We start from the raw sequence: 16,205 nt of genomic DNA, 5'->3' as shown, positions 1-16,205 counted from the left end.
CAGCCGCAGTAAACCCCGATGTTCTTCAATTGTTACTTTCATGGTGGTAAATATGGTGGTAAATTTCAAACCAACCTGACCACTTCTGAACACTTCAGCAAAACCTTTTGGATCGCAAAAAGGTTCCTCGATCGCGCGATGTGCGTTCAAAGAACCCTTCTGTGTCTTAATTTCAGCCAAGTCGGAACGAGAGGATTTGAACCTCCGACCCCTACTACCCCAAAGTAGTGACAGCTATGATTGAAAGCCTTGCAGCAAAAGGCTTTTAAGCGTTATTCAAAATAAACAGTGGGTGAAACAGTGGGAAGCACCGATTTTATGGCATTTCCTTTTTGATTATATAAGTAGATCGAGCCACTAACTCAGTAAATGTCGAAAAAAAGCTAAAATATCGACATATTAACTCGACGTGTCGATTTGCTCGACATATCCCATACATGGCTAATTTCGATCCCGAACAACCCTACAACGATCTACCCCTACTACCGCCATCGGTCGAGATTGAGACAAAAAAAGTCTTGAAAGCCTGTATTGAAGCTCGTGCGGCAGTAGCGGAGCTAAAACAGTGTGGTGAGTTGATTCCTAACCAAGCGATGTTGATTAACACTATCCCCGTGTTAGAGGCTCAAGCTAGTTCTGAGATCGAGAATATCGTCACGACAGCCGATCGATTGTTCCAGTTTATCAATTCCCCAGATGCTCAAATCGATGCTGCCACTAAAGAAGCATTGCGCTACGGCAATGCCTTATACTCCGGCTTTGAATCACTCAGTACCCGTCCGTTAACCAAACAGACAGCGATCGAAGTCTGCTCGACCATCAAGGGGGTAGATATGGAGATTCGGCGCGTTCCTGGTACCACACTGATTGAAGCCAATAGCGGGCGGGTGATTTATACACCTCCTTCAGGAGAAGCCATCCTGCACGAAAAGCTGACTAACTGGGAAAAGTTTATTCATGAGGCGATCGAGTTCGATCCGTTGGTAAGACTAGCAGTGATGCACTATCAGTTTGAGGCGATTCATCCGTTTACAGATGGTAATGGACGAACGGGACGGATTCTGAATATTCTGTTTTTGGTAGATCTGGGTTTGTTAGAGATTCCGGTGTTGTATCTCAGTCGATATATTATTCATCACAAGCAAGATTATTACGATTATCTGAATCGGATTGCCACAGAGGGCGATTGGGAAAGTTGGATTCTATTCATGCTTGATGCCATTCGGGAAACAGCCCAGTGGACGACTCAGAAGATTCGGGCAATTCGCCAATTAATGGAAATTACCACGGAATATGTCAAAGAAACCCGACCCAAAGTTTACGATCGGGATCTGCTCGATCTGATTTTCGTTCAACCCTATTGTCGGATTGCCAATGTTGTCGATGCGGGTATCGCTCACCGCCAAACTGCGGCGAATTATCTCAAAGAACTCTGTGAGATTGGGGTATTGAAAGAAACTAAGGTCGGACGCGACAAGCTATTTATCCATCCCCGTTTTCTCCAATTGCTGACAGCGGAAAGTCATACTGTGATTCCCTATTAAGAGATAAATTTAATTGAAACCGATAAAAACATTTATAATTGAGGCTTATTATTTTTTAGTTCTGTAAGTGGTAAGCACTTGCCCTTATTTATTAGCAATAGTTAGATCGTTGTGGATCGAACGATTCTCATTCTGAGAGACTGCGTCAACGAGATTCACTCGATCGTTTAGCCGCATCTCAGTTCACCTAAATTTATGCGAAATCTGCTGATTGTTGAATCTGCTGGCAAAATCAAAAAGCTTAGGAGTATCCTCGGCTCCGACTGGGATGTCAAGGCTTCAATCGGACATATCCGCCAACTCGCCAACGATGGAGATGGTTCGTTAGGGTTCGAGCTGGGAACGGACACGATCGATTGTCGCTATATTCCCCGCGATGATCGCGCCAAACAAACGATCGCCGGACTTATTGCCGCAGCCAAGCAAGCAGATCGAGTATTCATCGCCTCAGATCCAGATCGGGAAGGTGAAGTCATCGGCTGGCATATCGCCCAGGTATTGAAACTCAAACAGCCCCAGCGAGTGGTCTATCAAGAGATTACTGAGTCCGCAGTCAAAAAAGCGATCGCTAGTCCGCGATCGCTCGATATGGCTCTAGTAGAGGCAGGGAGATGTCGCGATTGTCTGGATAAATTGGTGGGTTACAAAGGATCGCCCCTGATCTGGCGACTTAACAATGGAGCCAAAAGCGTCGGTCGCGTACAGTCCGCCACCCTCCATCTCGTCTGCCAACGAGAGCGGGAAATTCAGACCTTCATACCCCAAGATTACTGGTCGGTATTTGTAGATTATGCTGAAGGATTCAGAGCCTTTTACAACGGCACTACCCAATCTATTTCACCAGCCCCAGTCGAGGAAACTAGCGATGATGCTGGCGCAACAGAAAAAGTTGCCGAATCGACACGGGTATTGAGTCAATTTGAAGCCGACAGGTTAGTAGAGATCGGAAAATCTCATCCCCATCAAGTTAAATCGATCGAAGGTAAACTCGCTCCCAAAAAGCCTCCCGCTCCATTCATCACCTCTTCACTACAACAAGCCGCAGGTTCGCGGTTGAAGTTCAGTCCCGAACATACAATGTCAGTCGCCCAGAAACTCTATGAGGCTGGGCTAATTACTTACATGCGGACTGATTCGGTCGAACTCAGTCTGGATTTTTGTAAAGCCGCACGGGAATGGTTGTTATCCCACGATCCAGACAATGTGCCGAACAAAGTCTCTACACAGCGCAGTTCCAAAGACGCTCAAGAAGCCCATGAAGCCGTCAGACCGACGGATATCACCAAAGCCTCCAGCGAACTCAAACAGCAGCTTTCCGAGGATGAATTCGCACTGTACCTAATGATTTGGATGAGATCGATCGCCTCTCAATGCAAACCCGCGCAGATTCGGAAAACCACGATCGTTACCCAGTCTGGCGAGATCCAGTGGCAAGCCAGAGGACAAATGCTCGAATTTGCGGGATATGCCAAATATTGGAAAGATATTAGCGGTGATGCCGTATTGCCTAGCTTGCAACCCAAACAATCACTTACCGCAGATAATATCAGTTACGAGCAGAAACAAACCCAACCACCGCCGCGCTACTCCGAACCAAAACTCGTTCAACTGATGGAACGGCGAGGCATCGGTCGTCCTTCGACTTATGCGCCGACAATTGCCACCCTCAAACAACGTAATTATGTGGAGTTAGTCAAGAGCAAAGTGCAACCGACGACTGTGGGTTTGCAAGTGGATGATTTTCTGATGCAAGCTTTGCCAGAGTTGATTCAATCGGAATTCACCGCTGGGATGGAAACTCAACTTGATGCGATCTCGAAGGGTCAGCAGGAATGGCAAAGTTACCTGATTGAGTGGAACCGGAGCTATTTTGCACCAGCATTAAGTAAGGCTACTAAGAATCTACCGGAGCAGGATTATGGATCGTTCCAAGGTAAAGAGCTGGAAAAATCGCGCTCTAAATGTCCGACTTGCAGTAAACCCATGTCCAAAGTACCAACCAAGAAGGTGAAGAAGGGTTATTTTCTCAAGTGTGAGGATGGATGCAAAGATTCTGAGGGAAAAGGATTGGTGATGTTTTGGTCGGATCGATCCAATGAATGGCAGATTCCACAGGCGAAAACCGAACAGTCATCGCTAGCAAAACTAACCGAACATCCTTGTCCAGTTTGCCAGAAGCCGCTAGAAGAATATAGCTACAATAAGGATGGTCAATCCAAGTCGATGTTAAGGTGTTCGGATGCAGTAGCTCGGAGCAAGCCCAAACACAAGGATGTTGCCTATTTTCGCGGCAAGGAGGGGGCGTGGTGGAGTCCGAAATTGGGTAATCTTGGTACAAATGTGGCTTCCTGACAGGCTTGAATGGATGGTAGATAATGAGCGAGCGAACAGATTCAAAAATCAAAAATTGGCGGATAAATTATCGAGATCGAACTGAGTGTTATGATTCTCAGCAAGCGGCTATAGTTGCAGCAGATCTAATTATATCTAGCTGTGAAAGTGGATTTTGGGGGGGGAATTCTAATTTGTACCTGAGTCGCGATTTCGGAGAAGCTACAGACACAGATCTACTTAACAGTCATTACTCCGCTAATGTCCTGCTCCCTACTGGTTTTGATGGCATGTTTCGGATCGATCTGTTTGTTAAAAATAAAGAAGACTGGATCTTTAAGTATGGTTCCGACTTACTTCAACAGTCAATCCTTGCTGGGTATGAATGTAATGATGGGTACTTAGCAGAAAGAGTAGCCCGCGATTATCCTGGCTTTAAAGTTAACGATCGCCAGTACAAAAGGATTGATACTCCTAGCGAACGTTGTCTTTATGCCTGTTTGGGTTATGAAAATGCTTATTGCTCGTCGAATAATAGTAGCTATTATATTACGATCGATAATTTCCTGGGTAAGTATCAACTGATTAAAATCATTAGTGTTTTTACTGAGATAACTAAATTGGATGATCTCGGTGGTGCAGTAGTTGATACTTTACTGAGAAGTACGGATATTAGGCGATACCAATCTTCAAATATCGTTCCAATGGTTATACTAACAAGCTCATTGTTTACAATATTGCTAATTCTTTTATATGCCGCTCGATTGGGATTGCTGTCATAAAGTGTCACGACCGCCTTGCGGCGCGCTTACGCGTTCGAGAACTATTTTCCATGCCTCTCCGAGCGAGATCTATAGTGTCCACTTATCAGACAAACACACCAGGAGATTCTTCAGTTGCACCCCAGGTTTCGCTGACTGGGGTAGTAGAGCGAATTACCTTTCATTCTGAAGAAAGTGGCTACACCGTTGCTCGCCTCCAATCACCCCGCGCTCGTGAATTAACCACGATCGTTGGTAACTTCGCGAATATTCAAGCGGGACAAACCCTGCAACTCCAAGGCATCTGGAAAGAGCATCTTCAATATGGGCAACAGTTTCAGGTTATCAAATATAGCGAAACTAAACCTGCGACGCTGACGGGAATTGAGAAGTATTTGGGCAGTGGTTTGATAAAAGGAGTCGGCCCCGTTACCGCCAAAATGATTGTTGCGCATTTCGCGCTGGATACTCTAGAAATTATCGAGCAAGATAGCGATCGACTCATCGAAGTCCCAGGCATCGGCAAAAAGCGCGTCAAGATGATTCAACGCGCCTGGGTGGAACAGAAGGCAATTAAAGAGGTGATGCTATTTCTCCAAAGTCATGGAGTTTCGACGACTTATGCGGTGAAAATCTTCAAGCAATATGGGGATAAATCGATCGATATTGTCACCAATAATCCCTATCAACTGTCAGAAGATATCTTTGGGATTGGGTTTCTTACCGCCGATCTCATCGCCCGAAATTTAGGCGTAGATCCTGCTTCTACGTTCCGTTATCGAGCAGGGATCAAACACGTTTTGGGTGAAGCAGCGGAAGATGGACATTGTTTTCTCCCGCAGCCGGAATTATTAACAGCGGCAACCATTAAGCTGACGACGAACGAACATACTGCGACTGAGAATGCGGTGTTAGAAGTGTTGAGGGCAATGGGCGTAGAACAGGATTTAATTCTGGAAACAGTCGAGGAAATCCCGTTATATTTCCAACCTAGTTTCTACTATACAGAACAGAATTTAGCTATTTCCATTCTCAAACTTCTCGAACAACCTCAGTCGGTAGATTTACCCCGCGTCCGCAGTTGGATTGACAGATTTACTCAAAGTCACAAGATTACCCTCTCGCCCGAACAACAGCAAGCGGTGGAAATGGCAGCGACGCAACGGGTGATGATTCTCACTGGTGGCCCTGGCTGTGGTAAAACTTTCTGTACCCGCACTATCGTTGCACTATGGAAGGCAATGGGGAAGAAAATCGCCCTCGCCGCACCGACGGGGAGAGCCGCTCAGAGGCTCTCAGAAATGGCGGGAATCGAAGCGAAAACTATTCACCGTCTATTGGAGTTCGATCCGGCGACTAGAGGGTTTAAACGGGGTGTAGATGAACCTTTACCCCATGATGCGATCGTGGTGGATGAGGCTTCGATGCTGGATCTATTCCTGGCGAATTCGCTGATTAAAGCGGTTCGGACTGCTGCCCATTTACTGCTGGTGGGAGATATCGACCAATTGCCCTCAGTTGGCCCAGGCAGCGTGTTGGGAGATCTGATTAAATCCGAGCGCATTCCCGTCATTAGGCTCACTCAAGTATTCCGTCAAGCCCAATCGAGTGGGATTATCCGCGCCGCTCACCAAATTAATCGGGGACAATATCCGAGTATCGAAGCGATTACCGATGCACCGCAGTCGGATTGTCTGTGGCATAGTGGTGGCTTCGAGCCGGAACATGGGGTGCAAGCGATTTGTGAGTTGATTCGAGATTTTATTCCTAGTTTGGGGTTTAATCCCGTTACCGATGTCCAGGTGTTGTGTCCGATGACGAGGGGGATTGTGGGAACACGGAATTTGAACCAGGTGTTGCAAGAGTTGCTCAATCCTCCCGCGCCGGAGAAGCCACAAATTAATCGGGGTGGGGATATTTTACGGGTAGGAGATCGAGTGATTCAACTCAAGAATGATTACGAGCGGGAGGTATTTAATGGGGATTTGGGTGTGGTTGGGGCGATCGATTCCACCGAGCATGAGGTGATGATTCAGTTTGATGGCAGAGCGGTAATTTATGACTATGCAGATTTGAATGAGTTAGGCTTGGCTTGGTCGATTAGCATCCATAAATCTCAAGGTTCGGAATATCCGGTGGTAATTTTGCCTCTCTATATGCAACATTATCTGTTGTTGTCGCGGAATTTGGTTTATACCGGACTGACACGGGCGAAGAAATTGGCGATCGTAGTTGGTTCTAATAAGGCGATCGGGTTGGCTGTTAGACAAAACCAGGTTGGGAAAAGGTATACTCGTTTACCACAGCGATTGGGGTTAATCTCAATTTGACAGGTTTGATTACTGAGCAGTGTGAAAAAACTATCTATCCAATTCAAACCGATCGCTTGCTTGAATTTATTCTGCTTCCCGATCGCAAAGCTCCTACATGTCGATTACTATCGGTAAATTTAGACTGCCAGGATCGGCTTTAAACAACCGTTCGATCCTACCAGAGGATAGGAGGTAGTATAATCAAAGGAGCTAAAAGTTAATCCAGAGCAGTCTTTGGAGGCATTGCAATATGATGACCGACCGAGAAATCATTCAGGCGATCGAGAGTCTCCCTATTGAAGATCGGGATAGTCTACTCGAACGACTCCACCAACAACAAATCGAGCAACAACGGAATGAAATTGCTGCTAATGGCAATCGAGTTCGTCACACCACAAAACTGAGCACGTCTCAAAGCTCTACAAATATCGAAGATTTAAAATCGGATCTAGAAGACTCTCAGGCGGAAGATATCATTCATGCTGTCGATCGAGATGGCAACCCTTTCACCTATACCGTCCGAGACTTATTTTGGAGTCAGGATGCTTATGATTACCTCAAAGAACAAGAAAAATCCTTCGAGGTTCATCTTCCCGAATTAATCGATCGATACGGCGGACAATTTATTGTATTTGAAGATGGACGGGTCATCGATGCCGATCTTAGTGAAGATACTTTGTTAGATCGGATATCTGAAACTGACTTTTTTAAGGATAGAGAAGGAATTCTCTGTACTTTCGTTCCTAATCGAGAAGTTAATGCCTAGTTTTTCATATATTGAGATTGGTGATAAACCTGCAATTCCAGCTACTATAATTTATTTTGTTAATTTTGAAGAGCCTGAAAAAACGGCTGCTAATGATTGTGGAATATTAGACACCGGATCTGATGTAACTGTCGTGTCGATGTCACTGGTATCGAGCATTAAAGCAAGATCTATCAAAACAGAACCTTCTACATTTAAACTGCTGGGGGAAGTAGCTGTTGGAGTTCCCTTCTTTCTGAAATTGAGCTTCGATAATAGTACCTTTATTAAAACTAAAGTATTCGCGGTTCCAGATCGGATTCTTAACGGTGAGGCAATTATAGGCAGGAATGTTCTTAACCGTCACGTAATTACTTTTGATGGTTTAAATAAGATTTTTACAATTGCTTGAAGCAAGAGACTTGTAGCTAAATCACTATATAAACTGCTCGAATCGAATCATGCGATCGATCCCCTAGATTCGAGCGAATCATCTCCACTTTAAGCCGCATTCCCGCCTTCTTCAGTAGCTAGAGTCAAAATCTCACCACACCGCGCCCATCCAAGCAACCTGTTGAAATCCACCGCCAGACGCAATCCCGACTCACGATCGTATTGCAGCACCTAAATGTAGCGATGCCCATGCCTTTAAACAAAAAATAGTATTTTTGTTCTATAATAAGTGTGAAATCTAGTTGCTGGAGATCGAGATGAACACATTTACTATCCATAACGCTAAATCCCAGTTCTCCAAATTATTATCCCGCGTGGAACTAGGAGAAGAGATAATCATCTCCAATCGCGGTGTCGCGGTGGCTAGGTTAGTACCTGTGGAAAATAAGCGATCGCGCAGTCGCAGTATGGGTGTCGATCGTGGCTTATATTACATCCCCTCCAGTTTCAACAATCCACTGCCGCCTTATTTATAAGCCCTCTTCTCCGGTATTTCAGCTAAACAAGAGTAAAGAATCTATCGCGAGTGAAAATACTAATCGATGCTCAGTGTTTTTTATGGTGGTTTGTCGAGCCAGATCGCTTGAGTGCAGAAACAATCGCCGCAATCTCTGACGAAACTAACTCAATCTGGTTTTCACATTCGTCACCGAGCGAGTGGAACACGATCGATCCTAATCTAGATTGGCTAGGGCACTCGAATGTATCGGGAGATATCGAGATCGATACTCGGAAATGATTTGCACCAATTTACTTCAATCGATCGCCTTTTTCCTAGCAAACATTCCTGAGAATTTGCTGAGAGCAGCATAAAAAATTTAGATCTAAAAATTCAGGAAACTATAAGCCTCGTTTCAGGTGTGGCTCAAACCTTGTTGCGATTATATAGGTAATCGAATCGCTCTTACATCTTTTACAAACCAACACCAGGACAAACAACATGAAACTTACTTCTCTTCTCGCTACCACGATCGTTCTCAGCGGCACCGCAGTTTCGATAACTTCTTTACCAGCATTCAACCCTAATTCTTTCCAAGTATCTGCTCAAAGTATGAGTGAAAGCAACAGTGAAAGCCAAGGAAAAATCGACCAAATCCTTGCCGTCAAAGGTAAGCCTGGAAGTGGGGATTTGCTTCGTAAACTATATGAAAAAGATCTCACTCCGATTGGAGTTCAACCAGGTGGGGCGGGTATGGTAGTTAACTTATATAGCAAAAAAGATAATACAACACTATCATTGTGTACGGTTTATGATGTTGTTGTCGCGGCGAAAAAAGGTCGGATTGCTAAGTTCAAACCTGCTGAAGTCAAGTAATCCAATCTGCGATCAAATTAGGAATTCACGATCTCTGAACCAAGATTTATCTATAAAGATTGTGCGATCAATAGCTTGAGGTTTTTATACATTATCCCAAACGAGACAATTCATATTGCCTTACTTGAGGGCTAATTTTCGATAATTTGCCGATCGATTAATTTAATCCTCATTCCTAATCACAATTGAATTCAGTAACATCATTGCCAACTTAACTCGACTCTCGTAGAGAAGATCCACCAACGAGGCATCAAATGACAATCGAAAGTATTAGAGAAATATCCAATCCCATCCTCAGAGCGATCGCGGCTGGCATCGTTGTTGGCAGTTTAGTCACAATTCCGGCTGCACTGGCAGTTCAGTTGGTAAAATCTCCCAAAGATTCTAATGTGGAATCGAACAGTCAATTAGCTGTTTATGCTTCTTTGGCAAGTACGGCAATCGGTGCAGCGATCGGTTTAGGATCGGGAAAACGCAAAGACGATCGCGAGCGATCTCTTGACGATCGGATCGTCCAAACGAATGATTCAGTGGCGATTGCATCCTCAAATAATGGATGGATTGACTGGCGAAAATTTATCGTCATGCGAAAAGTAAAAGAAAGCGATGGCATTACCTCTTTCTATTTACATCCTGAAGATAATGGATCGATTCCTGATTTTATGCCCGGACAATTTCTGACGATTAAACTCGATATTCCTGGACAATCGAAACCAGTAATTCGGACTTATTCACTGTCTGATTACGATCGATCGCTGATGAATTATCGGCTGTCAATTAAACGCGAACCCGCTCCAGCCAATCTGAATGTTTCGCACGGTATTGCTTCCAACTTTATGCACGACAGCATTCATGAAGATTCCATAATTTGGGTGAAACCTCCGGCTGGCAAATTTGTACTCGATCTGCATAGTCCCAAACCTGCGGTATTAATCAGTAATGGTGTCGGGATTACACCGATGATTGCAATGGCAAAAGCGGTAATTCTGCTCAATCCATTGCGACAGATCTGGTTCTTACATGGTGCTAGAGATGGCAGTAATCATGCTTTTCGTGATGAAATTAATGGACTTTGTGCGAGTAATCCTAATTTACACGTTATCTATTGTTATAGCAAACCGACGGCAACAGATACCGGAAATTACCACCAGCAAGGATACGTCGATAGTGCATTAATCCAAAATATTGTTGCACCAGAAATGCAGCAATTGTGTGGCTCGACTGAAGCCGATTATTTCTTATGTGGCTCACCATCATTTATGGACGCACTCAGAACTGGATTGAGAGCATGGGGCGTACCAGACAGTAATGTGTTGTTTGAATCCTTTGCGAAGGCAATGCCAAAAGCCTCACAAGTAGTTGGAAATATAACAACATCAAGTGATGCGGTGGAAGTTGTCTTTAGTAAATCGGGTAAAACTCACACCTGGAATCCAGTCGAAGGGACGATTTTAGACTTTGCTGAAGCAAATGGTCTTAATCCCGATTATAGCTGTCGGGCGGGGGTCTGCGGTACTTGTGCGTGTCGAATTGCGACGGGGGAGGTGGAGTACGAAGAGGAGCCAACAGCCAGTGTCGATCCTGGTTCGGTGCTGATTTGTATTTCTAAACCTAAAACAGCCAGAGTTGTCCTCGATCTTTAGATTTATCTGTTTGGGGTTTTTCCTAATGGTTAAAAACATCATAGTATACGCGATCGAGGCTCTATGCTTGGGCATCTTTATGGTTGTGGCTACTTTAGCGACAGCCGCGATCGAACTGCCAACTTCGCCGATTTATCAAGCGATCTCCGATCCGTTGCTCCGCCGCTTGTTAATTGGCATTTTTGTCGGGATGACAGCGATCTCGATTATCTATTCCCCTTGGGGTAAACGATCGGGAGCACATCTTAATCCGGCGGTGACATTGACATTTTGGCGACTCAAAAAACTTCGCACGATCGACGCGGTATTTTATATCTTGTCTCAATGTCTGGGTGGTATCAGTGGGATGTGGATCGCGGTTTTATTGCTTGGTAAAACTATCGCCGATCCTGCGATTAACTTTATTGTGACAGTTCCAGGTGTTGCAGGTAAATCGATCGCTTTTGGGGCTGAATTTCTCCTCTCCTTGGGATTGATGACTTTAGTTTTGCAGGTGTCAAATCGCCCTCGTCTGTCTCAACTAACAGGTGTATTTAGCGGCATCTTAGTTGCGACATATATCACCCTTGAAGCCCCGTTGTCAGGGATGAGTATTAATCCTGCTCGAAGTTTAGCTTCGGCTGTACCTGCGGGAATATGGAATGGATTTTGGATTTATTGCATCGCCCCACCATTGGGAATGCTATTAGCCGCAGAGATCTATTTTAATAGTAGTAAAAACAAAACAAAAAGGCAAATTTGCTGCAAACTTTGCCCGAACGATACAACTGATTGTATCAGTCCGATCTGCTGTCAAACTGTAAACTCAAAATAGGTATTTATTTATGAAACTGAACGGAAAAGTTGCCTTAGTCACAGGAAGTAGTGGCGGTATCGGTCAAGGTATTGCCATCCGGTTGGCAGAGGAAGGAGCTAAAGTTGTCGTCAACTATCGTTCCAATCCTCAAGGAGCCGAACAAACCCTGGATGCAATTCAAAAAATCGGTGGCGATTGTAAAATGCTCGATGGATTTTGCGATTACGATCGCGGTTATGCGATCGGTGCAGACTTAGGCATGGTTGATGATGTGAAAAAATTGATTGCCGAAAGTATCGAATATTTCGGCGCGATCGATATTCTAGTTAATAATGCTGGAATCGAAAAACATGCCGACTTTTGGGATGTAACCGAGCAAGATTTTGATGCGGTAATGAATATCAATTTCAAAGGTGTTTTCTTTGCTACTCAATTTTTTGTGAAACATCAAATCGAACAAGGTAAGCAAAATGGTCGAATTATTAATATTAGTTCCGTCCATGAAGACTTACCATTTCCCCACTTTACTTCCTACTGTGCTAGTAAAGGTGCTCTGAAAATGATGATGCGAAATCTCTCCGTAGAACTCGGTGCTTTGGGGATTACGATCAATAACGTGGCTCCAGGGGCGATCGAAACACCGATCAATAAACAGTTACTAAATAACCCAGCTCAATTGGAACCTTTACTGAAAAATATTCCCTTGGGTCGGTTGGGGCAACCAGATGATGTCTCTGCCGTAGTAGCTTTTTTAGCCTCAGATGATGCGCGATATATCACGGGTTCTACGGTTGTTGTCGATGGCGGATTATTGTGGAATTACCAAGAACAGTAATTTAGTAGTCGGCGGCTTAAATAGGACATCATCTGACGATAAGCCTCTAGCGATATCGATCGATCCATCCGAATAGTGGAAAAATAGTCAGCAAAAATCATAATTTTTCCAGATCCCCGCCTTTTTGAATAAGGCGGGGATCTGGCCTTTTTCTCACCAAATTTTCAGGAAAATCTTAGCCGATTTGAGCTTCAGGATTGGGGAGATTTCAGATTGTGGGTATTTAATGATAGTCAACCTCAAATATATCAGTTCTTTATCGGGAGATTGACCATGAAACTTTTTAAACTTGCTCTAGGCGTATTTTTGGCGATCGCGTCCAATACTGTCAACCAGCCTGCTGCTTTATCCATCGAGCGGCCGATCTTGTCGCCGATCGTGACCGCTCAAGCAACCAAACCGACTCGCTTTACCGTTCGGATTGAAAACATCTCTACCAAAGATGAATTTACAGCTTCAAATGGGACAAAGTGGACGCTAGATTTCTCACCTGGTGCTTGGTTGGTTTCTAATAAGAATTCGTCACTATTTACAGTCGGAAAAAAGGATCGGGGACAGGGCATAGAAGCGATCGCCGAAGATGGTAATCCCAGCAATCTTGCCAAGTCTTTGAAAAGTCAGCAGGGCGTGAAATCCAGTGGCGTATTCGATACCGCCGTTGCTGCGAACAAGATGGGGGGAATTCGCCCCGGACAAGCATTTGAATTTACAGTGACAGCAAGTCCTGGACAAAAATTGTCGCTGGTGACGATGTTTGGGCAGGCCAATGATTGGTTCTACGCCCCTCGATCGGGTATCGCGCTCTTTGATACCAATGGTCAACCGATTCAGGGCGATGTTACCTCCCAAATTGGGCTGTGGAATGCTGGCACTGAAGTGGATGAGGAACCTGGGATTGGACCCAATCAAGGGCCACGTCAAAAGGCTCCCAATACAGGTGTTGATGAAAATGGTGTGGTGCAAGCAGTGCGAAGTCAAGCAGCCTATGCCAAAACTAGTCGATTAATGCGAGTAACTGTTACTCCAGTAAGGTGAATTAGGGATTAGGGGTTGAAGACTTCAACCCCGATCGGTTATCAATCGCATCAAATTAGGAACACTTCATCATGAAAACATTACTTCATAGCATCGCAGTGACACTGGTACTATTTACCGTTGCACCAAATAATCTCGTCCGAGCGATCAATAGCCAAGATTCGATCGGTTCTCAGGCTCAAGTTGTCAATAAGAAAGCACTAACTTTGGCAGGTGCGAAAACTATCATTACAACTGCCGTTGCTGCTGCCAAACAGAAAAAATCTCCAGGCGGGGCAATCGCGGTTGTCGATGATGGTGGTAAATTAATTGCCTTGGAACGCCTCGACAATACCTTTGGCGCGGCGGCGCATGTGTCGATCGGGAAAGCGCGGACTGCGGCAATTTTCAAACATCCGACTAAGTTTTTTGAAGATGCCATCAAGAATGGTCGGACATCATTAGTGGCGATGCAAGATTTCACCCCATTGCAAGGTGGGGTACCGATCGAAGTCGATGGTCAGATCGTCGGTGCGATCGGCGTGAGTGGAACCGCTAGTGCCCAGCAGGACGAGGAAATCGCGATCGCTGGAGCCAGTGGATTGAAGTCAGCGATCGGGAAAAAATCGGAGGCAAAATAATTATGAATTGGCGAATCTCTTTACTTCTAGTTTCCCTGCTGACAACATTAGTCGCTCAGAGCAGCAAAGTTTCCGCTCAGATCGCCGCCGATCTGACTGCTGCCAATCCGCAAGCGATCGTCGATCTGGCTACTCCCGCTGGAACGAGTCTGGTCAAGGGACAATGGCGTTACCGCAATGCTCAGATCGTTCCAGTTAATTTCCGTCGTCCTGGTGCAGATCGCAAAGCGTCGGGCGCACCAAATCAGACCTATGACATTACGCCCCAAGCAGGTGTCGCCAATTTTGACGATTCGGCTTGGGAGGCGATCGCGCCTAACACCCTAGACCAACGCCGCTGTGCTGGTAAACTCTGCTTCAATTGGTATCGCCTCAACCTAACGATTCCGCCCAAAGTCGGCAATTTCGATCTTACAGGTGCCGATGTGGTGTTTGAAACGGTGGTCGATGACTACGCAGAGGTGTGGGTGAATGGCAAATTACCGCTAGTTTTAGGACAGGTCGGCGGTGCCGCGATCGCGGGTTACAATACCCCCAATCGGGTCTTAATTGCGCGAAATGTCAAACCAGGTCAACAGTTTCAACTAGCAGTATTTGGGGCGAATGGCCCACTTTCTCAGCCGCCAGGGAATTTCATTTGGATGCGATCGGCAACCTTAGATTTTTACAAACCCGCTGCAATCGCTCAAATTCAGGAAAATGCTGGCGGTAAGATCCTCCGACTCGATGGAGCGTTGGATGAAATCGTGCCATCAACTGCCAAAATCGAGAAACTTGCCAGTGGTTTCCAATTTACCGAAGGGCCAGTTTGGGTCAAAGATGGCGGATATTTACTGTTTAGCGATCCCAATGCCAACAAGATTTATCGTTGGTCGCCGGATGGTCGAGTTTCGATCTTTCGCACCAAGAGCGGCTATACCGGAGTCGATGTCGGCGAGTATAAGCAACCAGGTTCTAATGGACTGACGATCGATCGACAAGGCAGACTCACGATTAACGAACATGGCAATCGACGCATCACGCGGTTGGAAAAAAACGGTGTGGTGACAGTATTAGCCGATCGCTATCAAGGAAAGCGGTTGAATAGTCCGAACGATCTGGTGTATCGATCGGATGGCGCGCTCTTTTTTACCGATCCACCGTTTGGACTGCCGAAAGGATTTGACGATCCTCGCAAAGAATTGCCCTATAGCGGTGTTTATTGCCTGAAAGATGGCAATCTCAACCTACTTACCACAGAGTTAACAGGTCCCAATGGCATTGCTTTCTCTCCCGATGAGAAATACTTGTATGTAGGCAATTGGGATGAGAAAAAGAAAGTCGTGATGCGGTATGCGATCGATGCCAATTGCCGCATATCTGATGGCAAAGTATTTTATGACATGACCAAGGCACCAGGAGAGGATGCGATCGATGGGATTAAAGTCGATCGACAGGGCAACCTTTACGTTTCTGGTCCTGGCGGATTGTGGATTTTATCACCAACTGGGAAACATTTAGGCACAATCGTCGGCACCGAGCATCCCCATAATCTGGCATGGGGTGATGCCGATGGAAAAACCCTGTATCTAGCCGCCGAAACCAGTATTTATCGGATTCGACTCAACATTCCTGGCATTCATCCTTAGATCTGACTTTGGCGATCGTGGGTGTAATACCAAGTCCAAAAAGTCGGGCTACAGATCCACATCCAGGATCTACTCCTCCCCTCAGAAAGGGGAGGCTGGGAGGGGTAAAGATCTGTAGCCGTAATTTAGAGAATTGGTGTAATCCATTCGTTGGCATAACCTACCGTAGGTAATCGTTGTGGCAACC

16 protein-coding genes are annotated in these 16,205 nt (G+C 45.4%); 15 read left to right on the top strand and 1 reads right to left on the bottom strand.

Annotated elements, in window-relative coordinates; translation table 11 throughout:
* Positions 1-437: 437 nt before the first annotated feature.
* The 6 genes from fic (at position 438) to ACEW9I_RS07705 (ending at position 8,105) form a co-directional block, all read left to right on the top strand.
* Positions 438-1,544 (top strand): protein adenylyltransferase Fic, encoded by a 1,107-nt coding sequence (fic, locus tag ACEW9I_RS07730; protein ID WP_373539774.1) that lies wholly within the window; start codon positions 438-440, stop codon positions 1,542-1,544.
* A 195-nt stretch (positions 1,545-1,739) separates the two neighbouring features.
* On the top strand, positions 1,740-3,896 hold the full coding sequence (gene topA / locus ACEW9I_RS07725; RefSeq protein WP_373539773.1) for a type I DNA topoisomerase: 2,157 nt from the start codon (positions 1,740-1,742) through the stop codon (positions 3,894-3,896).
* 23 nt (positions 3,897-3,919) lie between these two features.
* Positions 3,920-4,657, top strand: a complete 738-nt coding sequence (locus ACEW9I_RS07720; protein ID WP_373539772.1) for a hypothetical protein — start codon at positions 3,920-3,922, stop codon at positions 4,655-4,657.
* A gap of 50 nt (positions 4,658-4,707) precedes the next feature.
* Complete coding sequence (locus tag ACEW9I_RS07715; protein ID WP_373539771.1) at positions 4,708-6,966, top strand: ATP-dependent RecD-like DNA helicase; 2,259 nt, start codon at positions 4,708-4,710, stop codon at positions 6,964-6,966.
* Positions 6,967-7,198: 232 nt separating this feature from the next.
* Positions 7,199-7,714 carry a hypothetical protein gene (locus ACEW9I_RS07710; RefSeq protein ID WP_373539770.1) on the top strand — a complete coding sequence of 172 codons (516 nt, stop codon included), beginning with the start codon at positions 7,199-7,201 and terminating at the stop codon, positions 7,712-7,714.
* Positions 7,707-8,105 carry a hypothetical protein gene (locus tag ACEW9I_RS07705; protein ID WP_373539769.1) on the top strand — a complete coding sequence of 133 codons (399 nt, stop codon included), beginning with the start codon at positions 7,707-7,709 and terminating at the stop codon, positions 8,103-8,105. The genes ACEW9I_RS07710 and ACEW9I_RS07705 overlap by 8 nt, the downstream gene beginning before the upstream one ends.
* An 89-nt stretch (positions 8,106-8,194) precedes the next feature.
* Here the strand turns inward: ACEW9I_RS07705 and ACEW9I_RS07700 are convergent, their stop codons facing one another.
* The gene (locus ACEW9I_RS07700; protein WP_373539768.1) at positions 8,195-8,317 is read right to left on the bottom strand and encodes a hypothetical protein; all 123 of its coding nucleotides are present in this window, start codon (positions 8,315-8,317) and stop codon (positions 8,195-8,197) included.
* Positions 8,318-8,403: 86 nt separating this feature from the next.
* Between ACEW9I_RS07700 and ACEW9I_RS07695 the strand changes: the two genes are divergently transcribed.
* The 9 genes from ACEW9I_RS07695 (at position 8,404) to ACEW9I_RS07655 (ending at position 16,018) form a co-directional block, all read left to right on the top strand.
* The gene (locus ACEW9I_RS07695; protein ID WP_373539767.1) at positions 8,404-8,622 is read left to right on the top strand and encodes a type II toxin-antitoxin system Phd/YefM family antitoxin; all 219 of its coding nucleotides are present in this window, start codon (positions 8,404-8,406) and stop codon (positions 8,620-8,622) included.
* 50 nt (positions 8,623-8,672) lie between these two features.
* A complete protein-coding gene (locus ACEW9I_RS07690) occupies positions 8,673-8,885 on the top strand; it encodes a hypothetical protein (RefSeq protein ID WP_373539766.1) in 213 nt (70 codons plus the stop codon).
* A gap of 201 nt (positions 8,886-9,086) precedes the next feature.
* Positions 9,087-9,461, top strand: a complete 375-nt coding sequence (locus tag ACEW9I_RS07685) for a hypothetical protein (protein ID WP_373539765.1) — start codon at positions 9,087-9,089, stop codon at positions 9,459-9,461.
* A gap of 254 nt (positions 9,462-9,715) precedes the next feature.
* A complete protein-coding gene (locus ACEW9I_RS07680) occupies positions 9,716-11,104 on the top strand; it encodes a 2Fe-2S iron-sulfur cluster-binding protein (protein ID WP_373539764.1) in 1,389 nt (462 codons plus the stop codon).
* Positions 11,105-11,129: 25 nt separating this feature from the next.
* Positions 11,130-11,918 (top strand): aquaporin, encoded by a 789-nt coding sequence (locus tag ACEW9I_RS07675; protein ID WP_373539763.1) that lies wholly within the window; start codon positions 11,130-11,132, stop codon positions 11,916-11,918.
* 10 nt (positions 11,919-11,928) lie between these two features.
* A complete protein-coding gene (locus ACEW9I_RS07670) occupies positions 11,929-12,735 on the top strand; it encodes an SDR family NAD(P)-dependent oxidoreductase (protein WP_373539762.1) in 807 nt (268 codons plus the stop codon).
* Between the two features lie 273 nt (positions 12,736-13,008).
* Positions 13,009-13,770, top strand: a complete 762-nt coding sequence (locus tag ACEW9I_RS07665; RefSeq protein WP_373539761.1) for a spondin domain-containing protein — start codon at positions 13,009-13,011, stop codon at positions 13,768-13,770.
* A 71-nt stretch (positions 13,771-13,841) separates the two neighbouring features.
* Positions 13,842-14,390: a heme-binding protein gene (locus ACEW9I_RS07660; protein WP_373539760.1), complete on the top strand. Its 549-nt coding sequence runs from the start codon at positions 13,842-13,844 to the stop codon at positions 14,388-14,390.
* A gap of 2 nt (positions 14,391-14,392) precedes the next feature.
* Complete coding sequence (locus ACEW9I_RS07655; protein WP_373539759.1) at positions 14,393-16,018, top strand: SMP-30/gluconolactonase/LRE family protein; 1,626 nt, start codon at positions 14,393-14,395, stop codon at positions 16,016-16,018.
* Positions 16,019-16,205: the final 187 nt, after the last annotated feature.

Origin of the sequence: Chamaesiphon sp., from assembly GCF_041738855.1 — a bacterium.
GTDB lineage: Bacteria > Cyanobacteriota > Cyanobacteriia > Cyanobacteriales > Chamaesiphonaceae > Chamaesiphon.
Note: the sequence above shows the minus strand (reverse complement) of the source record. Positions and strands in the feature narration are given on the sequence as shown.